This is a genomic window from Streptomyces sp. TRM70350 (genome assembly GCF_019219825.1).
GTDB lineage: Bacteria > Actinomycetota > Actinomycetes > Streptomycetales > Streptomycetaceae > Streptomyces.
This window is the reverse complement of record NZ_JAHUXH010000001.1, coordinates 314,426-332,177: the sequence shown is the minus strand read 5'-3', so window position 1 is coordinate 332,177 and position 17,752 is coordinate 314,426. Positions and strand designations below refer to the sequence as shown.

Genomic DNA, 17,752 nt, shown 5'->3' with positions numbered 1-17,752 from the left:
GCAGGAGCCGGGAGCCGAGCGTTACGCCCCCGAATGCTCTCAGGGACGAGCTTGTCAGATGACAGGAGGTCGGCCCAGTCGAGTCAGCCGCCACACCGTACGCCACTTCATGGGCCGGCGGGGACCGCAGGGCGAGGTCCAGCCTTCCCGGAAGCCGGCGAACCAGGCCCGCAGGGCCGGCCACGAGGGGCGGCGCAGCAGCGTGAGGGTGAGCCAGATGCCCAGGTAGACGGGGACGAGGGGGGCGGGCAGGTTGCGGCGGGCCAGCCAGACGCGGTTGCGGGCGACCATGCGGTGGTAGACCGCGTGCCGGGAGGGCGCGGTCGTCGGGTGGTACAGCACCATGTCGGACCGGTAGTCGATCAGCCAGCCCGCGTCGAGGGCCCGCCAGGCCAGGTCGGTCTCCTCGTGGGCGTAGAAGAAGGCGTCCGGCAGGCCGCCGACCTCGGCGAACACCCGGGTACGGACCGCGTTGGCGCCGCCGAGGAAGGTGGTGACGCGCGAGGAGCGCATCGGGTCGGAGGCGCGCAGCCGGGGGACGTGGCGGCGCTGGGTGACGCCGGTGTCCGGGTCGGCTATGCGGAAGCTGATGATGCCGAGCTTCGGGTCGGTCTCGAAGGCCCGGCGGCACAGCTCGGCGGTGTCGGTGCGGGCGAGCAGGCCGTCGTCGTCGAGGAACAGCAGTATGTCGACGTCGCGGCCGCTGGGGCCGAAGGCCTCGATGCCGACGTTGCGGCCGCCCGGGATGCCGAGGTTCTCGGGCAGCTCGACGGTGCGCACTCCGGCGGGGACCTCGGGCACGGGTGAGCCGTTGCCGACGACGACCACGTCGATCGGGTCGCCGTCCTGCTTGGCGACCGACTCCAGCAGCGCGCGCAGCTCCTCGGGGCGGTTGCCCATCGTGATGATGACCGCCCCGACCCGCATGCCGGGGCTCACCGGAGCCTGCTCGACGCGAGGATGGACACCAGGTGCAGCAGCGTCTGCAGCAGCGCGATCCCGGCGAGTACGGCGACGCCGAGCCGGGTGAAGAACAGGTCGCCGCGGGTGGCGTCCAGGACGGCGAGGACCAGGATCAGCAGGGATGCCTCGATGCCGAGGATCAGCCGGTGGAACTTCAGCGCGGCGGCGGCCCGGCGGGCCAGCGCCATGCCGGAGGAGCGCGGCTCGGACGCGGCCTCCTTGACCGGCGGAAGGCCGCCCTGGTGCCGGGCGACGCCGACGAGGTCGGTCTCGGCCTTGATCAGGATCGCGCCGAGGGCGGCCAGGGTGCCGAGGAACGCCCACAGCCAGTCGATCCGCCCGGAGCCCCACAGGTCGGCGGCGCGCAGACCGAGGCCGACGAGGACGGCCGCGTCGGTCAGGTAGGCGCCGACCCGGTCCAGGTAGACCCCGCCCAGCGAGAACTGCTGCTTCCAGCGGGCGATCTCACCGTCGACGCAGTCCAGCAGCAGATACAGCTGGACCATGACCACGCCGAGCACGGCGCCCGGGATGCCCGGCACCAGCAGGGCGGGGGCCGCGAGCACGCCGAAGACGGTCATCAGGTACGTGAGCTGGTTGGGCGTGACCCTGGTGTTCACCAGATAGCGGTCGACCCGCAGCGACACCTCACGCATGTAGAGGCGTCCCGCCCAGTGCTCACCGCTGCGCCGGTCCTTCACCCCGGCGGGGTGGACGACGGGGCGGAGTTCAGCTACCGATGGCCTTGACATAGTCGGCGTAGATGTCCTTGATCTGGTGGGTTTGAAGGTCGAGGTGTTCGAGGATCGTGTAGCGGCCGGGCCGGGTCTGAGGGGCGTACTCCACGACCCGGACGAACTCGTCCGGGGTGAAGCCGATCTCCTCCGGCAGCACCGGCAGGCCGTGCCGACGCAGCACCTCGGCCATGTACACCGACTCCTCGTGCGCGCCGCGCAGATACATCGCGAAGGCCGCGCCCAGCCCGCACTGCTCGCCGTGGGCGGCCGCGCGCCGGGGGAAGAGCAGGTCGAAGGCGTGGTTGATCTCGTGGCAGGCGCCGGAGGACGGGCGGGAGTCGCCCGACACCGACATGGCGATACCGCTGAGGACCAGCGCCTCGGCCAGTACCTGCAGGAAGTCGTTGTCGCCGATGCCGCCGGGGTGCCGCAGCACCGCTTCGCCGGCCTGGCGGGCCATGGCCGCGGCGAGGCCGTCGATCTTCTCGCCCTTGACGCGGTGGGCGAGCTCCCAGTCGCGGATCGCGGAGATGTTGGAGACGGCGTCCCCGATACCGGCCCGGACGAAGCGGACCGGGGCCTCGCGGATGACGTCCAGGTCGATGACGACGGCGATCGGGTTGGGCACGCCGTAGGAGCCGCGGCCCGCGTCGTTGTCGAGGGTGGCGACCGGGGAGCACAGGCCGTCGTGCGCGAGGTTGGTGGGGACGGCGACCAGCGGGAGACCGACGCGGGCCGCGGCGAACTTGGCGCAGTCGATGATCTTGCCGCCGCCGAGCCCGACGAGCGCGTCGAAGTGGCCCGCCTTCATCTCGGCGGCCAGCCGGACGGCGTCGTCGAGGGTGCCGCCGTCCACCTCGTACCAGGTGGCGCCGGGCAGTTGTGGGGCGACGCGGGCGCGCAGCCGGGCGCCGGAGCCGCCGCTGACGGCGACGGCGAGCCTGCCCGAGTGGGATATGCGCTCGTCGGCGAGCACGCCCGCCAGGTCGTCGAGGGCACCCGGGCGGATGTCCACGACGACCGGTGACGGGATGAGCCGGGTCAGTACTGGCACGCGATCTCCCGCCCCCGGGCCAGATCGTCGTGGTTGTCGATCTCGACCCACGCCACGTCGCCGATCGGCGCCACGTCGATCTTGAAGCCGCGGTTGACGAGCTCCTGGTAGCCGTGCTCGTAGAACTGCTGGGGGTCGGTCTCCCAGACGGTCCGCAGCGCGTCCGCCAGGTCGGGGGCGGCGTCGCCCTCGATGAGGGTGACGCCGATGTACTCGCCGGTGGCCTCGGCGGGGTCCATCAGCTTGGTTATCCTGCGGACGCCCTGCTCGGGGTCGACGACGACCTTCATCTCCTCGTCGGCCAGCGACTTCACGGTGTCGAGGGCGAGGATGATCCTCTTGCCGTCGCCGCGCGCGGCGAGCAGGGTCCGCTCCACGGAGACCGGGTGGACGGTGTCGCCGTTGGCGAGGATCACGCCGTCCTTGAGCACGTCACGGCCGCACCACAGGGAGTAGGCGTTGTTCCACTCCTCGGCCTTGTCGTTGTCGATCAGGGTGAGCTTCAGGCCGTACTTCTTCTCCAGCTCGTCCTGGCGCGCGTACACGGCCTCCTTGCGGTAGCCGACGATGATCGCGGCCTCGCTCAGGCCGATCTCGGCGAAGTTGGCGAGGGTCAGGTCGAGAACCGTGATCCCGTCGGTCCCGTCCTCGTCGCCCGCGGGCCCCACCGGTACCAGTGCCTTGGGCAGGGTGTCGGTGTAGGGGCGCAGACGCCGGCCGGCGCCGGCCGCCAGCACGAGGCCGATCATGCGGGTTCTCCTTCGTCGTGTACGGCGGGTGCCCCTGCGGACGCCCAGAAGCGGATGCTCTCGACGAGCACCACCAGGGCCACGGCCACGGCGAGGACCGTGAGCGCGACCTGGAACTGCGCGGCGGTCAGCACCACGGCGAGCGCCACGACCACCAGCGTCCGGCCCTCGTGCCCCCCGATCGCCCGCACCAGCCAGTGCGGGGGCGCACCCGCGTTGCCGCGGATGCGGTAGACCGTGTCGTAGTGATGGTAGGCGACAGCCGCAACCAGCCCGAAAGCAGCGGGAAGTGCTCCGTTCACCTCCGATTCAGCTGCCAGGATCAGCACGGTCCCGTACTCGGCGGCCCGGAAGAAGGGCGGAACCAGCCAGTCCAGCGCGCCTTTGAGGGGGCGTGAGACGGCGGCCGCGGACAGCGCGACGTAGGCGAACGCGGCGAGCAGGGTCGGCCAGGTCCCGCCCCAGAGTGCGGCGGAGATCACCACGAGGAGAGCGCCGACGGCGGCGCAGAGCGGCGCCGGGACGGGCACCTTGCGCCCGAGCAGCTCCACCAGCGGCCCGCTGTCCGCGAGGTCGGCCAGCGCCCGGGCCGCGGGGTCGGTGCTCCCCCAGCGCTCGACACCTGGGGGGACCCCCACCGCCTTGCGGGTCAGCGACCGCAAGACGCGCCCCGCCGTGGTGTAGGTCGCGGCGAAGGCGCAGCCGATGAGCAGCGCGTAGAAGGTGATGCGCGGGGTCGTGACGGCGGTGAGGACGGCGATCAGCGCCCAGCGCTCGCCGATCGGCAGGACGATCATGCGGCGCAGCCACACCGTCCAGCCGACTCTGTCCAGTTTGTCGGAAAGTGCGGCAGTGGGGCTGGTGTTGGCGGTGGCGGCCGGGTCTCCGGCGTTCGCCTCGTTGAAGGAGAAGTCGACGATGTGCCGGGAGGTCTGCAGGACCATCGCGCCCAGGGCGAGGGCCCACACGTCGTCGCCGCCCCGGGCGGCTCCCAGGGCGAGGCCCGCGTAGTAGGCGTACTCCTTGGCTCGGTCGAAGGTGGCGTCCAGCCAGGCGCCGAGGGTGGAGTACTGCAGGGAGTAGCGGGCCAGTTGGCCGTCGGTGCAGTCCAGCACGAAGGACGCGATCAGCAGCACGCCGGCCGCGACGAACCCGCCGCGCGTGCCGGTGGCCGCGCAGCCCGCCGCGATCAGGGCGGTGAGCAGGGAGGCGGTGGTGACCTGATTGGGCGTCAGCCCGCGCCGGGCGCACCAGCGGGCGAGGTAGCGGGAGTACGGGCTGATGAAGAAGGTGGTGAAGAAGCCGTCGCGGGCCTTGACGGCCGACTTCAGGCGTACGGCCTCGTCGTCGACGGCGGCGACGGCCTGGCGTGCCTCGTTGCGGGCCTGCGGGTCGGTGGGGACGGCGGCGACCAGGCTGCCGAGCTCGGGCCGGTGCACCTCGACGTCCAGCGCGCCGGTGATCCGGTCGGCGAGGCTGTCCACCAGCAGCGTGCCCTGGGTGGCGGTGTCGCGGGCCAGCGCACGCGTGAGCGCCGGGCGGCCCGCGGGCTGGGCGGTCACGGCGCCGGGTATCGCGGCGAGCGGGAAGCGCGGGTCGGTGAGGCCGAGACGCAGGGCGTGCAGGTGACCGACGAAGCGGGCGTCGACGACGGCGACGCGCTGGTCACCCGGCACCTCGGCGATGAGGGACTCGGCGTCGGCGGGGTCGGTGGCGATGCGCACCTCGAAGCCGAGCGACCGCAGATCGCCCTCGATCGACGATCCGGGCACCGGCTGACCGGTGAGGATGGCGGTCGACAACCGAACTCACTCCCTGGGGGCCGACGTTTCCGCGCCGGTCGTGTGCATGGTGGGGCGCCCCGTGGAGCAGGCGGGCTGCACCCGGCGGGCGGCATGTCGGCAGAGGCTATCGGATGTCAGGAAGTTCGTGTTCACCGGCCGTTCACAGTCCGGTTCCACACGGTCTGCCGGGGCCTCCGCGGTGATCATCATCGGGGATGCCGGGGCCGACGTACAAAATCACACTTTCCGATGCGGGCAATCGCGGCATACGGGACTCAGGACTGGGTCGGCCCCGGGGCCCGCCGGGATTAGGGTGGGCCACCATGACATGGCTGATCACCGGCGGTGCCGGATACATCGGGGCGCATGTGGCGCGGGTCATGGCCGAGGCCGGGGAGCGCGTCGTGGCGCTGGACGACCTCTCGGCCGGGGTGCCCGCGCGGCTCCCGGCGGACGTACCCCTGGTGCGGGGGTCGGCCGGGGACGGCGAACTGCTGAAGCGGCTGTTCGCCGAGCATGCGGTGACGGGCGTGGTGCATCTCGCGGCGCGCAAGCAGGTCGGCGAGTCCGTCGAGCAGCCGACCCGGTACTACGAGGAGAACGTCGGCGGTCTCGCGGCGCTGCTGGACGCGGTCGCCGGGGCCGGGATCAGGCGCTTCCTCTTCTCCTCCTCCGCGGCCGTCTACGGCAACCCCGATGTGGAACTCATCACGGAGGACACGCCGTGCGCCCCGATGAGCCCGTACGGCGAGACCAAACTCGCCGGTGAGTGGCTGGTGCGCGCGGCGGGCCGGGCGCACGGCGTCGCCACGGTGTGCCTGCGCTACTTCAACGTGGCGGGCACGGCCGCGCCGGAGCTGGCCGACACCGGCGTGTTCAACGTGGTCCCCATGGTCTTCGACCGGCTGACCCGCGACGAGGCCCCCCGGATCTTCGGCGCCGACTACCCGACGCCGGACGGCACCTGCATTCGCGACTACATCCATGTCGCCGACCTCGCCGAGGCGCACCTCGCGGCGGCCCGGCGGCTGTCCGCCCCGGACGCGTCGGGCGATCTGACCGTGAACATCGGCCGCGGCGAGGGCGTCTCGGTGCGTGAGCTGGTCACGCTGATCGGTGAGGTGACCGGCGACACCCGCCCCGCCGTCGTCGAGGCGCGCCGCCCCGGGGACGCGCCGCGCGCCGTCGCCTCGGCCGCTCGGGCCGCCGAGGAGCTGGGCTGGACGGCCCGGCGGGGGGTGCGCGAGATGGTCGAGTCGGCGTGGCGGGGGTGGCTGCTGCACCACGGCCGGTGATCGGCCGGTGATTGCCCCGATGCCCTGACCTGCGCTTCATTTCCGCAGGTCAGGGCACATGACAACGGTGTTCAGTGCCGCGTTGCCGGATACCCCCCACCCGTAGTTCACTGAGGTCCGGACCCGATCAACAGGAGGCGGCTTTTCATGGGGGCTGGGCATGATCACGGGCATGCGCACGGCGCGCCGGTCACCGGTACGGCGGCCGCGGCGTACCGCGGCAGACTGCGGATCGCGCTGTCCATCACGCTCACCGTCATGGTGGTCGAGATCGTCGGCGGTGTGCTCGCCGACTCCCTCGCCATGATCGCGGACGCCGCGCACATGGCGACCGACGCGCTCGGTCTCGGCATGGCGCTGCTCGCGATCCACTTCGCCAACCTCCCGGCCAGCGCGAACCGCACCTTCGGGTACGCGCGCGCCGAGATCCTCGCCGCGCTCGCCAACTGTCTGCTGCTGCTCGGGGTCGGCGGCTATGTGTTGTACGAGGCGATCCAGCGGTTCGTCACGCCGGCCGACACCGAGGGCGGGCTGACCATGGTGTTCGCTCTGATCGGTCTGGCCGCCAACATGGTCTCGCTCACGCTGCTGATGCGCGGCCAGAAGGAGAGCCTGAACGTGCGCGGCGCCTTCCTGGAGGTCGCCGCCGACGCGCTGGGCTCGGTGGCGGTGCTGGTCTCGGCGGTGGTGATCCTCACCACCGGCTGGCAGGCCGCCGACCCGATCGCCTCGCTGGTCATCGGCCTGATGATCGTGCCGCGCACGCTGAAACTGCTGCGCGAGACGCTGGACGTGCTGCTGGAGTCGGCGCCCAAGGGCGTGAACATGGCGGAGGTGCGTGCCCACATGCTGGCGCTCGACGGCGTGGAGGACGTCCATGACCTGCACGTCTGGACGATCACCTCGGGTATGCCGGTGCTGTCCGCGCACGTCGTCGTCCGCTCCGACGTCCTGAACGCGACAGGGCACGAGAAGATGCTCCACGAGCTCCAGGGCTGCCTGGGCGACCACTTCGACGTGGAGCACTGCACCTTCCAGCTGGAGCCGGGCGGGCATGCGGAGCACGAGGCGGGCCTGTGCCACTGAGGGCACCACATGGCACGCGACGGACCGCCGTCGACGCCGTGGCGGGGCACGATCGCTTGAGGCTGTTACGGCAGGCCGGATGCGGCGGACGCCGCGGCCGGGCACGACCATTGAAAGCTGGCGTCGCGTGCGACGGGGCCGCTGGCGCCGGGCCGGAACGACCACTTCAGGGCCGACGCGGCGCGCAAGGATGCAGCGGACGCCGCGGCCGGGCACGACCACTGAAAGCCGGGGTGCCGCGCAGAAAACCGGCGTGCCCAAGGGCGGCATGACCGCCGAGGGCTTGCGCGGCGCGCGAGAAACCGGCGAGCCCCCACACCGGGCGCGAGCGTTGAGGGCCGACACGGCTCGCACGAAACCGGCAGGTGCCGACGCCGGGCAGGGTTTCTGAGGGCCGACGCGGCGCGTGTCGAGGCCGCGTGTGACCGGCTTGGCGCCCCGGAGCGCAACGGTGCCGCGCGCGCCCCCGTCCTTTCCCGCACAGCCCGTGCCGGACGGTTCCCGGCTGTGCGTGCCGGGCACGATCACCTACCGGGCCCCTCTTCCGGTGCCGACGCGCCGGGAAGTGCCGGGAGTGCCGGATTCGTACGGCAGACTGGGGCGCGAGGAACGAGGCGAAGGATGGGTATGCCGATCACACCTGCCACCGCGACGCACAGCTCGTCGAACGGCACCGCGGAAGCGATCATGCTGGAACTGGTCGACGAGAACGGCGTGACGATCGGCACGGCTGAGAAGCTCGCCGCCCACCAGCCACCGGGTCAGCTGCACCGGGCGTTCTCGGTCTTCCTGTTCGACGAATACGGCCGGCTGCTGCTCCAGCAGCGGGCGCTGGGCAAGTACCACTCCCCCGGTGTGTGGTCCAACACCTGCTGCGGCCACCCCTACCCGGGCGAGGCCCCGTTCGCGGCGGCGGCCCGGCGGACGCACGAGGAACTCGGCGTCTCCCCCTCGCTGCTCGCCGAGGCGGGCACCGTGCGCTACAACCACCCGGACCCCGTCTCGGGCCTGGTGGAGCAGGAGTACAACCACCTCTTCGTCGGACTGGTGCAGGCCCCGCTCGGGCCGGACCCGCAGGAGGTGCACGCGACGGCGTTCGTCACCCCGGACGAGCTGGCGGAGCGGCACGCCAAGGACATCTTCTCGGCGTGGTTCATGACGGTGCTGGACGCGGCCCGTCCCGCGATCAGGGAGCTGACCGGTCCGTCCGAGGGCTGGTGAGCCTCAGGGCAGCCGGGCGGGGTTGAGCGGCAGGGCGGCCCAGATCACCTTGCCGCCGCTCGTCGTGTGCTCGACATCGCACACCCCGCCGGCCTCCCGGGTGATCTCCCGCACCAGCAGCAGTCCCCGGCCGCCGGTCCGGCCGTGGTCGGTCTCCAGGGCGGTCGGGCGGTAGGGGTGGTTGTCCTCCACGGACACCCGCACCCACTCGGCGCCGACGGCGACCTCCACGGCGAGCATCGGCGAGAGCACCGCCGCGTGCCGCACGGCGTTCGTGACCAGCTCCGAGACGATCAGCAGCAGTCCCTGGACCACGTCGTCCGTGACCGGTACCCGCTGACGCAGGAGCAGATCCCGTACGGCGTGCCGGGCCTGCGGGACCGAGGCGTCGACGGCGGGGGCGGTGAACCGCCATACGCCCTCGTACGGCAGTGGAGCGCGCGTGCTCGGCACGACGGGTGCGTCTGTGCCGCCTTCGGGGCGTGGGGCGGGCCCGCGCCCGTGGTCGTCCATCGTCAGGTCGCCACCCTTGTGCTCGGTTGTCACCACACGTCGAGTGTTGGTAACGCGCCGCTCCCTGCCGGAGAGCTGAACACAAGTCAGCGATTATCGAGCGCTTCTGACCGTTGGCGTATGACACGGTCAGGTGTGGGACTGCATCCTGTCCCGCCGATGCCGACTTTGCGAACTATTCGGCTTGTACGGGTTTCGAGGCGTCCCCGTTCGCGGCGTCGCCGACTCCCGTGGCGTCCTCGACCATGCCGACGATCCGGCGCCCGCCGAAGCCGGTGGCGATCAGGCCGAGGCCGTCGAAGAGCAGCGCCAGCGAGAAGAACGTGCCGATGACGTACTGGCTGCTGCTCGGCCAGGAGCCCAGCACCAGGATGCCCAGCAGCAGGTCGAAGGCGCCCAGCAGCAGGGTCCAGCCGAACTGCGTGCCGCGCACCACCAGGCTGCCGACCAGACGGAAGAGCCCGGCGGTCAGGAAGAGCAGGGCGGCGAACATGGCCAGGGCGTCGGCGGCCGCGTCGGGGCTCCTCAGGATCACGACACCCGCCGCGATGTTCAGGGCCGCGACGATCACCGCGAGCCAGAAGAAGTTGCTGCCGCGCCCCTCGATGGCGTGCAGCAGGCCTACCACGCCGCCGATCAGCAGCAGCCAGCCGAACAACAGCATGGACGTCAGCGTGGCGACGCCCGTGTAGACGAGCCCGACGAGACCGGCGACCACCAGCAGCACGCCCAGCGCGACCAGCCGGGCAAAGCCGCGTCGCAGTTTCGCCTTCTCGTCCTTCGCGGGTCCGGCCATCGGGCCGCCTCCTCTCACGGGGCCTCTCGTCGATCGTACGGAGCGGGCGGTGCGGCTAGCATCCCGCGCATGGAGCCCCAGCTGCTGCACCGCGTCGCCGACTCGGTGGCCACCGTCGTCATCGCCCATCCGGCGAAGCGCAACGCCATGACGGCCGCGATGTGGCGGGCGCTGCCCCCGCTGCTGGACGCCCTGGCGGCCGATCCCGGGGTACGGGCCCTGGTGCTGACGGGTGAGGGCGGCACGTTCTGCGCGGGCGCCGACATCTCCACGCTGCGGGCCTCGCCCGCCGAGGCGCAGGGGCTGGCCGTACGGGCGGAGGAGGCGCTCGCCGCGTTCCCGAAACCGACGCTGGCGGCGGTCCGGGGGCACTGCGTGGGCGGCGGGGCGCAGCTCGCGGCGGCCTGTGATCTGCGGTTCGCGGAGGAGGGCGCGCTGTTCGGGGTGACACCGGCGAAGCTCGGGATCGTGTATCCGGCCTCCGCGACCCGGCGGCTGGTGTCGCTGGTGGGTCCGGCCGCGGCCAAGTACCTGCTGTTCTCCGGCGAGTTGATCGGCACCGACCGGGCGTTGCGCACCGGGCTGGTCGACGAGGTGCTGCCCGCGGGCGAACTGGACAAGCGGGTCGCCGAGTTCACCCGGGTGCTGGTGTGCCGCTCGCAGCTGACGCAGGCCGCGGCGAAGGAGTTCGCCGACGGGCACACCGACCGGGACGCGTACTGGGCCGAGCAGATGCGCGACGGCGGCGACACCGCGGAGGGCGTCGCCGCGTTCCTGGAGCGGCGGCAGCCGCGCTTCACCTGGACCGCGTCAGGCTGAGGCGGCCTGGGCGCGGAACATCTCCACGAGGTGCGCGGGAGCCTTCTGCGGCGACCCGGCGTCGTAGGGCGGCTGCGGGTCGTACTCGGTCATCAGCTGGACGGCCTGGGCGTGTGTGTCGCCGGCGATCCTGCCGAGCAGCGTGAGGCCCATGTCGATGCCGGAGGAGACCCCGGCGGCGGTGACGTACTTTCCGTCGAGGACGACCCGCTCTCCCGTGGGTTCGGCCCCGAAGGGCTTCAGCTGCTCCAGGGTGAGCCAGTGGGAGGTCGCCCGGCGTCCCCGGAGGAGTCCGGCGGCGGCCAGGATCAGGGAGCCGGTGCACACGGACGTCGTCCAGGTGGTGCCGGCGTCTGCGGTGCGCAGCCAGTCCAGCAGGGTGTCGTTCGCCAGCTGCGGGGCCTGGTCGGGGCCGCCCGGGACCACCACGATGTCGGGACTCGGCACGTCGGCCAGGGTTCGGTCGGCGGTGAGCGCGAGGTTGCCGGTGTCGGTGCGGACGGGGCCGGTGCGTTCGGCCACGAAGACGGTCTCGGCGTCCGGGAGGCGGCCGAGGGTCTCGTAGGGGCCCACGGCGTCCAGAGCGGTGAAGCCGTCGTAGAGGACGATGGCGATCTGCATCGGTTGTCCCTTCAAGGGGTGGGAGCCGGACGGAAGCGGCGCCGGTAATCGGCCGGGGGTGTGCCCAGCGCGTTGACGAAGGCGCGGCGCATGGCCTCGGGCGTGCCGTAGCCGCTGGCGCGGGAGATCTCCTCGATTCCGTCGCCCGTGTCCTCCAGGAGACGGCGGGCGTGTTCGAGGCGGACCCGGTCGACGTAGCGGCCGGGGGTCATGCCGGTCTCGGCCCGGAAGGCGCGGGCGAAGTGGCGTGGGGAGAGCCGCGCGCGGGCGGCGAGCGACTCGACGGTCAGGTCGTCGGCTGGGTGCTCGGTGATCCACCGCTGGACCTCGCGCAGCGGCTCGCGGAAGGCCGTCTGGGCGGCGAGCTGCGCACTGAACTGGGCCTGGTTTCCGGGCCGGCGCAGGAAGACCACGAGGTGGCGGGCGATGGTGAGGGCGACCTCCCGCCCCAGGTCGTCCTCGACCAGGGCGAGGGCGAGGTCGATGCCGGAGGTGACACCGGCGGACGTGGCGATGTGTCCGTCGCGCACATAGATCGGGTCGGGGTCGACCGCCACGGCCGGGTGGTCGCGGGCGAGCTTGTCGCAGAACATCCAGTGGGTCGTCGCGCGGCGGCCGTCCAGCAGGCCCGCCTCGGCGAGCAGCAGCGACCCGGTGCACACGGAGACCAGGCGCGGGGCACGCGGCCCGTGCTCCCGCAGCCAGTCGGTCAGGCGGGGGTCCGGCCGGCGGGTGCCCCTGCCACCGGGGACCAGGAGGGTGTGCGGGTCGGGTGCGTCGGCGAGGGCCTCGTCCGGTACGAGGGTCAGCCCGCTGGAGCTGCGGACGGGACCGCCGTCCAGGGAGGCCGTACGGATGCGGTACGTCCCCGGGGTGTACGTCTCGGCCCCGGCGAAGACCTCCACCGGGCCGGAGACGTCGAGGCTCTGCACGCCGTCGAAGAGCACGACCAGAACGGTTCGCTGCGCCATACGAGCGATTCTTCGCGAGCCCGGGCATGGCTGCAATGACGGGTTCCCCACCTTTCCTGCCATCGCCTGGCATGAGCGGCGGCGGGCGCGGTACCCGCGGATCACCTGGTCCACAGGGAGACGAAGAGCAAGACGAAAGGGGATTGACGTGTTCCGTGCCATCGCGGATGTCCTGCGGCAGATCGGCGGTGCCGTCGCCACGGTCGTGACGCTGCCGTTCCGGGCCGTGGCCCGCCTGCTCGGCGGCGCCTCCGGGTCCGGCCGGCGCGGTGCGCGCCGGGTCTGAGAGCCGCCGCCCCGCACGCCGCCCCGCCGGTTCCCGCCCTGGTCCCCCGTTGTCGGTGCCACCTGCCACAATTGCCGCGCAACCCGAAGTGAGAAGGCGGTACGGGAATCGTGACGACACCCGGGTCCCTGGGAGTAGGGTCCATCGAAGGCAGGATCGCCGAGGAACTCGGCGTACGGGAGCGGCAGGTCAAGGCTGCCGTGGAGCTGCTCGACGGCGGTTCGACGGTGCCCTTCATCGCCCGCTACCGCAAGGAAGCGACCGAGATGCTCGACGACGCGCAGCTGCGCACGATCGAGGAGCGGCTGCGCTATCTGCGGGAGCTGGAGGAGCGGCGGACGGCGATCCTGGAGTCGGTGCGTGAGCAGGGCAAGCTCACCGACGAACTGGAGGCGCGGATCCGGGGCGCGGAGACCAAGGCGCGCCTGGAGGACGTCTACCTGCCGTACAAGCCGAAGCGGCGCACAAAGGCCCAGATCGCCCGTGAGGCCGGTCTGGAGCCGCTGGCCGAGGGGCTGCTCGGCGATCCCACCGTCGAGCCCCTCGCGGCCGCCGCCGCGTTCGTGGACGCCGACAAGGGCGTGGCCGATCCGCAGGCCGCCCTGGACGGTGCCCGGGCGATCCTCACCGAGCGGTTCTCGGAGGACGCCGACCTGATCGGTGAGCTGCGTGAGCGCATGTGGGTGCGTGGGCGGCTCGCGGCGAAGGTGCGGGAGGGCAAGGAGGAGGAGGGCGCCAAGTTCGCGGACTACTTCGACTTCGCCGAGCCGTTCACCGAGCTGCCCTCGCACCGGATCCTGGCGATGCTGCGCGGCGAGAAGGAGGAGGTCCTCGACCTCGTCCTGGAGCCGGAGGAGCCGACGGAGGGGCCCTCGTCGTACGAGGGGATCATCGCCGGGAAGTTCGGGATCGCCGACCGTGGGCGGCCCGCCGACAAGTGGCTGACGGACACCGTCCGCTGGGCCTGGCGGACCCGCGTTCTGGTCCACCTCGGCATCGACCTTCGCCTCCGGCTGCGTACGGCGGCCGAGGACGAGGCGGTCGGCGTGTTCGCGGCGAACCTGCGCGACCTGTTGCTGGCCGCCCCGGCGGGCACGCGCGCGACGCTGGGTCTCGACCCCGGTTTCCGCACGGGTGTGAAGGTGGCCGTCGTCGACGCCACCGGCAAGGTCGTCGCCACCGATGTCATCTACCCGCACGTCCCGGCCCACAAGTGGGACGAGGCGATCGCCAAGCTGGCCCGGCTCGCCAAGGAGCACGCGGTCGAGCTGATCGCGATCGGCAACGGCACGGCCTCCCGCGAGACCGACAAGCTCGCCGGTGAACTCATCAGCAGGCACCCGGAGTTGAAGCTCACCAAGGTGATGGTGTCCGAGGCGGGCGCCTCGGTGTACTCGGCGTCGGCGTTCGCCTCGCAGGAGCTGCCCGAGCTCGATGTGTCGCTGCGTGGCGCGGTCTCCATCGCGCGTCGCCTCCAGGATCCGCTGGCCGAGCTGGTGAAGATCGACCCGAAGTCGATCGGAGTGGGTCAGTACCAGCACGACCTGTCGGAGGTGAAGCTGTCGCGTTCGCTGGACGCGGTGGTGGAGGACTGTGTGAACGGCGTCGGGGTCGACGTCAACACCGCGTCCGCCCCGCTGCTCGCGCGCGTGTCGGGCATCTCCTCCGGGCTCGCGGAGAACATCGTGGCGCACCGGGACGCCAACGGCCCGTTCAAGTCCCGCTCCGAGCTGAAGAAGGTGGCGCGGCTGGGGCCCAAGGCGTACGAGCAGTGCGCGGGCTTCCTGCGCATCAGGGGCGGCGACGACCCGCTGGACGCGTCCAGCGTGCACCCGGAGGCGTACCCCGTCGTACGGCGGATGGTGAAGACCACCGGCCAGGAGGTGGCCGCGCTGATCGGCAACACGGGGGTGCTGCGCTCGCTGAAGCCGCAGGACTTCGTGGACGAGACGTTCGGTCTGCCGACGGTCACCGACATCCTCAAGGAACTGGAGAAGCCGGGGCGCGACCCCCGTCCGGCGTTCAGGACGGCCACCTTCAAGGAGGGCGTCGAGAAGCTCTCCGATCTCGAGGCGGGGATGGTCCTGGAGGGCGTGGTCACCAACGTGGCCGCGTTCGGGGCGTTCGTCGACGTCGGCGTTCACCAGGACGGTCTGGTGCACGTGTCCGCGATGTCGAAGACGTTCGTCAAGGACCCGCGGGACGTCGTCAAGCCGGGTGACATCGTGAAGGTGAAGGTCCTCGACATCGACATTCCGCGCAAGCGGATCTCCCTCACCCTGCGGCTGGACGACGAGGCCGCGCCCCAGGAGCGGGGTTCGGGCGAACGCCGCCCGCAGCGGGGCGCCCGCCCGCCGCAGCAGCGGCAGGGCGGGCGCGGTGGCCACGGAGGCGGTGGAGCGCGCCAGGCACCGGCTCCGGCGAACAGCGCGATGGCCGACGCCCTGCGGCGCGCGGGCCTGCTCGACCCCAAGAAGGGCGGACGGGGCTGACGTCGGCCGGGCCCGGGCTTCCGCGAGGCTGCGGGGGTCCGGGCCCGGTGGGTGCCGTGGGGCGCCCGTGTCATGGCGAGACGCCCGGCGCCCGTCCCGCCGTAGGGTGGCGAAATGACCACTTCGCGTGCAGTGACCTGGGACGTCATGGCGAGCCATGGGTACGAGACCGCCTGGGCCGCGTTCGACGGGGAGACCCTGCGGGCGCGGGGGCGGGCGGTGGGGACGGATCCGGAGCCGTACTGGGTGTCGTACGAACTCGAAACCGGCGACGGTTACGTGACGCGGCGGCTCCGGGTGACCGCCGAGACCGCGGAGCTGACGCGGACGCTCGATCTGCGGCACGACGGGCGGGGTGAGTGGATGGCCGACGGGGAGCCGGTGCCGCAGGTGCACGGGGCGCTCGACTGCGATCTGGGGCTGTGTCCCCTGACCAACACCATGCCCGTGCTCCGGCACGATCTGCACCGGAGCGCCGGTGAGCGGGAGTTCCTGATGGCCTGGGTGTCGGTGCCCGAGCTGGCCGTACGGCCCTCGGTCCAGACCTACACGCATCTCGCCCGCACGGACGGCGGCGGGCGGGTGCGCTTCGCCTCGGGCGACTTCCGCAGCGAGCTGGACATCGACGCGGACGGCCTCGTCGTCGACTACCCGCAGCTGGCGACGCGGCTGACGCCTCGTTAGCGCTCGGTCACCTTGCCGTCGGCGACCTCCAGCCGGCGGGTGACGCGGACCGCGTCCAGCATGCGGCGGTCGTGGGTGACCAGGAGCAGGGTGCCGGTGTAGGCGTCGAGGGCCGACTCCAGTTGCTCGATGGCGGGCAGGTCGAGGTGGTTGGTCGGTTCGTCGAGGACCAGCAGGTTGATGCCCCGGCCCTGGAGGAGGGCGAGGGCGGCGCGGGTGCGCTCGCCCGGGGAGAGGGTGGCCGCCGGGCGCAGCACGTGGTCCGACTTCAGACCGAACTTGGCCAGGAGCGTGCGTACCTCGACCGGTTCGGTGTCGGGCACCGCCGCGCAGAACGCGTCGAGCAGGGTCTCAGGACCGTGGAACAGCTTGCGGGCCTGGTCCACCTCACCGACCAGCACGCCGGAGCCGAGGGCGGAGTGGCCCGCGTCGAGCGGGACGCGGCCGAGCAGGGCGCCGAGCAGGGTCGACTTGCCCGCGCCGTTCGCGCCGGTGACCGCGACCCGGTCCGCCCAGTCGATCTGGAGGGACACCGGGCCGAGCACGAAGTCGCCGCGCCGGACCTCGGCGTCGCGCAGGGTCGCCACGACCGCGCCGGAGCGGGGCGCCGAGGCGATCTCCATGCGCAGCTCCCACTCCTTGCGCGGCTCGTCGACCACCTCCAGCCGTTCGATCATGCGCTGGGTCTGCCGGGCCTTCGCGGCCTGTTTCTCGCTGGCCTCGCTGCGGAACTTGCGGCCGATCTTGTCATTGTCGTTGCCCGCCTTGCGCCGGGCGTTCTTCACGCCCTTGTCCATCCAGGCACGCTGCATCTGCGCCCGGTCCTTCAGGGCGGCCCTCTTGTCGGCGTACTCCTCGTACTCATCGCGCGCGTGGCGCCGGGCCACCTCGCGTTCCTCCAGGTAGGCCGCGTAGCCGCCGCCGTAGAGGTTGATCTGCTGCTGGGTGAGGTCGAGTTCGAGGACCTTGGTGACCGTGCGGGTGAGGAACTCGCGGTCGTGGCTGACGACGACCGTGCCGGCGCGCAGGCCGCCGACGAAGCGTTCGAGGCGCTCCAGGCCGTCGAGGTCGAGGTCGTTGGTGGGCTCGTCGAGCAGGAAGACGTCGTAGCGGGAGAGCAGGAGGGAGGCGAGGCCCGCGCGGGCCGCCTGGCCGCCGGAGAGGGACGTCATGGGCTGGTCGAGGCCGACGGCGAGGCCCAGCGAGTCGGCGACCTCCTCGGCGCGTTCGTCGAGGTCGGCGCCGCCGAGGCCGAGCCAGCGCTCCAGGCTGGTGGCGTACGCGTCGTCAGCGCCGGGTGCCCCGTCGACCAGGGCCTGGGTGGCCTCGTCCATGGCCCGCTGGGCCTCGGCGACGCCGGTGCGGCGGGCCAGGAACTCCCGTACCGTCTCGCCCGGCCGCCGCTCGGGCTCCTGCGGCAGATGCCCGACGGTGGCGGTGGGCGGGGACAGGCGCAGCTCGCCCTGCTCGGGAGCGGTGAGCCCGGCGAGCATCCGCAGCAGCGTGGACTTCCCGGCGCCGTTGGCACCGACCAGCCCGATCACGTCGCCGGGGGCGACGACCAGGTCGAGGCCGGTGAAGAGCGCGCGGTCGCCGTGACCGGCGGCGAGGTTCTTGGCGACGAGGGTGGCAGTCATCAGACCGCCGATCCTAGTGGCCGCCGGGCCCGGCGGTCGCGCCG

Annotated in this window: 17 protein-coding genes; 7 read left to right on the top strand and 10 right to left on the bottom strand. The window is 72.2% G+C overall.

Features of this window, described 5'->3' with window-relative positions; translation table 11 throughout:
• Positions 1–54 precede the first annotated feature (54 nt).
• Genes KWI83_RS01455 through KWI83_RS01435 form a run of 5 tightly spaced genes read right to left on the bottom strand, consistent with a single transcriptional unit; the run spans position 55 to position 5,305 of the window.
• Positions 55–927 carry a glycosyltransferase family 2 protein gene (locus KWI83_RS01455; protein WP_218512711.1) on the bottom strand — a complete coding sequence of 291 codons (873 nt, stop codon included), beginning with the start codon at positions 925–927 and terminating at the stop codon, positions 55–57.
• Between the two features lie 8 nt (positions 928–935).
• On the bottom strand, positions 936–1,715 hold the full coding sequence (locus KWI83_RS01450) for a CDP-alcohol phosphatidyltransferase family protein (RefSeq protein WP_218512369.1): 780 nt from the start codon (positions 1,713–1,715) through the stop codon (positions 936–938).
• Complete coding sequence (locus KWI83_RS01445) at positions 1,693–2,754, bottom strand: iron-containing alcohol dehydrogenase family protein (RefSeq protein WP_218512368.1); 1,062 nt, start codon at positions 2,752–2,754, stop codon at positions 1,693–1,695. Before KWI83_RS01445 ends, KWI83_RS01450 begins: the two co-directional genes overlap by 23 nt.
• Positions 2,742–3,503, bottom strand: a complete 762-nt coding sequence (locus KWI83_RS01440; RefSeq protein WP_218512367.1) for a sugar phosphate nucleotidyltransferase — start codon at positions 3,501–3,503, stop codon at positions 2,742–2,744. Before KWI83_RS01440 ends, KWI83_RS01445 begins: the two co-directional genes overlap by 13 nt.
• Positions 3,500–5,305 carry a DUF5941 domain-containing protein gene (locus KWI83_RS01435; RefSeq protein WP_218512366.1) on the bottom strand — a complete coding sequence of 602 codons (1,806 nt, stop codon included), beginning with the start codon at positions 5,303–5,305 and terminating at the stop codon, positions 3,500–3,502. Before KWI83_RS01435 ends, KWI83_RS01440 begins: the two co-directional genes overlap by 4 nt.
• Before the next feature lie 305 nt (positions 5,306–5,610).
• Between KWI83_RS01435 and galE the strand changes: the two genes are divergently transcribed.
• The 3 genes from galE to idi all read left to right on the top strand — a co-directional run bounded on the left by galE (position 5,611) and on the right by idi (position 8,889).
• Entirely contained in the window at positions 5,611–6,582 is a 972-nt protein-coding gene (gene galE, locus KWI83_RS01430; protein ID WP_218512365.1) for a UDP-glucose 4-epimerase GalE, read from the top strand.
• 147 nt (positions 6,583–6,729) lie between these two features.
• Entirely contained in the window at positions 6,730–7,668 is a 939-nt protein-coding gene (locus KWI83_RS01425) for a cation diffusion facilitator family transporter (RefSeq protein WP_218512364.1), read from the top strand.
• A gap of 627 nt (positions 7,669–8,295) precedes the next feature.
• Positions 8,296–8,889: an isopentenyl-diphosphate Delta-isomerase gene (gene idi / locus KWI83_RS01420; protein WP_218512363.1), complete on the top strand. Its 594-nt coding sequence runs from the start codon at positions 8,296–8,298 to the stop codon at positions 8,887–8,889.
• A gap of 3 nt (positions 8,890–8,892) precedes the next feature.
• On the opposite strand, the gene KWI83_RS01415 is transcribed toward idi, so the two are convergent.
• Both KWI83_RS01415 and KWI83_RS01410 read right to left on the bottom strand, forming a co-directional pair.
• Complete coding sequence (locus KWI83_RS01415; protein ID WP_218512710.1) at positions 8,893–9,402, bottom strand: ATP-binding protein; 510 nt, start codon at positions 9,400–9,402, stop codon at positions 8,893–8,895.
• Positions 9,403–9,577: 175 nt separating this feature from the next.
• On the bottom strand, positions 9,578–10,198 hold the full coding sequence (locus tag KWI83_RS01410; RefSeq protein ID WP_218512362.1) for an HdeD family acid-resistance protein: 621 nt from the start codon (positions 10,196–10,198) through the stop codon (positions 9,578–9,580).
• 69 nt (positions 10,199–10,267) lie between these two features.
• Between KWI83_RS01410 and KWI83_RS01405 the strand changes: the two genes are divergently transcribed.
• Positions 10,268–11,017 carry an enoyl-CoA hydratase/isomerase family protein gene (locus KWI83_RS01405; RefSeq protein ID WP_218512361.1) on the top strand — a complete coding sequence of 250 codons (750 nt, stop codon included), beginning with the start codon at positions 10,268–10,270 and terminating at the stop codon, positions 11,015–11,017.
• Here KWI83_RS01405 and KWI83_RS01400 read toward each other — a convergent pair.
• On the bottom strand, positions 11,009–11,638 hold the full coding sequence (locus KWI83_RS01400; RefSeq protein ID WP_218512360.1) for a DJ-1/PfpI family protein: 630 nt from the start codon (positions 11,636–11,638) through the stop codon (positions 11,009–11,011). The genes KWI83_RS01405 and KWI83_RS01400 overlap by 9 nt on opposite strands.
• A gap of 11 nt (positions 11,639–11,649) precedes the next feature.
• Positions 11,650–12,609, bottom strand: a complete 960-nt coding sequence (locus KWI83_RS01395) for a GlxA family transcriptional regulator (RefSeq protein WP_218512359.1) — start codon at positions 12,607–12,609, stop codon at positions 11,650–11,652.
• 148 nt (positions 12,610–12,757) lie between these two features.
• On the opposite strand from KWI83_RS01395, the gene KWI83_RS01390 reads away from it, so the two are divergent.
• The 3 genes from KWI83_RS01390 to KWI83_RS01380 all read left to right on the top strand — a co-directional run bounded on the left by KWI83_RS01390 (position 12,758) and on the right by KWI83_RS01380 (position 16,071).
• Positions 12,758–12,895, top strand: a complete 138-nt coding sequence (locus KWI83_RS01390; RefSeq protein WP_218512358.1) for an LPFR motif small protein — start codon at positions 12,758–12,760, stop codon at positions 12,893–12,895.
• 110 nt (positions 12,896–13,005) lie between these two features.
• Positions 13,006–15,387: a Tex family protein gene (locus tag KWI83_RS01385; protein ID WP_218512357.1), complete on the top strand. Its 2,382-nt coding sequence runs from the start codon at positions 13,006–13,008 to the stop codon at positions 15,385–15,387.
• A 114-nt stretch (positions 15,388–15,501) separates the two neighbouring features.
• Positions 15,502–16,071 carry a putative glycolipid-binding domain-containing protein gene (locus KWI83_RS01380; protein WP_218512356.1) on the top strand — a complete coding sequence of 190 codons (570 nt, stop codon included), beginning with the start codon at positions 15,502–15,504 and terminating at the stop codon, positions 16,069–16,071.
• Here the strand turns inward: KWI83_RS01380 and KWI83_RS01375 are convergent.
• Positions 16,068–17,708, bottom strand: coding sequence for an ABC-F family ATP-binding cassette domain-containing protein (locus KWI83_RS01375; protein WP_218512355.1), 1,641 nt, complete (start codon positions 17,706–17,708; stop codon positions 16,068–16,070). The two genes, KWI83_RS01380 and KWI83_RS01375, sit on opposite strands and share 4 nt — an antisense overlap.
• Positions 17,709–17,752 lie beyond the last annotated feature (44 nt).

Excerpts from the sequence above, each read along its gene's own strand:
- KWI83_RS01380 (WP_218512356.1), top strand. The coding sequence starts at position 15,502 with ATGACCACTTCGCGTGCAGTGACCTGGGACGTCATGGCGAGCCATGGG.
- KWI83_RS01395 (WP_218512359.1), bottom strand. The coding sequence starts at position 12,609 with ATGGCGCAGCGAACCGTTCTGGTCGTGCTCTTCGACGGCGTGCAGAGC.
- KWI83_RS01410 (WP_218512362.1), bottom strand. The coding sequence starts at position 10,198 with ATGGCCGGACCCGCGAAGGACGAGAAGGCGAAACTGCGACGCGGCTTT.
- KWI83_RS01415 (WP_218512710.1), bottom strand. The coding sequence starts at position 9,402 with ATGGACGACCACGGGCGCGGGCCCGCCCCACGCCCCGAAGGCGGCACA.
- KWI83_RS01400 (WP_218512360.1), bottom strand. The coding sequence starts at position 11,638 with ATGCAGATCGCCATCGTCCTCTACGACGGCTTCACCGCTCTGGACGCC.
- KWI83_RS01425 (WP_218512364.1), top strand. The coding sequence starts at position 6,730 with ATGGGGGCTGGGCATGATCACGGGCATGCGCACGGCGCGCCGGTCACC.
- idi (WP_218512363.1), top strand. The coding sequence starts at position 8,296 with ATGCCGATCACACCTGCCACCGCGACGCACAGCTCGTCGAACGGCACC.
- KWI83_RS01450 (WP_218512369.1), bottom strand. The coding sequence starts at position 1,715 with ATGTCAAGGCCATCGGTAGCTGAACTCCGCCCCGTCGTCCACCCCGCC.
- KWI83_RS01375 (WP_218512355.1), bottom strand. The coding sequence starts at position 17,708 with ATGACTGCCACCCTCGTCGCCAAGAACCTCGCCGCCGGTCACGGCGAC.
- KWI83_RS01440 (WP_218512367.1), bottom strand. The coding sequence starts at position 3,503 with ATGATCGGCCTCGTGCTGGCGGCCGGCGCCGGCCGGCGTCTGCGCCCC.
- galE (WP_218512365.1), top strand. The coding sequence starts at position 5,611 with ATGACATGGCTGATCACCGGCGGTGCCGGATACATCGGGGCGCATGTG.
- KWI83_RS01405 (WP_218512361.1), top strand. The coding sequence starts at position 10,268 with ATGGAGCCCCAGCTGCTGCACCGCGTCGCCGACTCGGTGGCCACCGTC.
- KWI83_RS01455 (WP_218512711.1), bottom strand. The coding sequence starts at position 927 with ATGCGGGTCGGGGCGGTCATCATCACGATGGGCAACCGCCCCGAGGAG.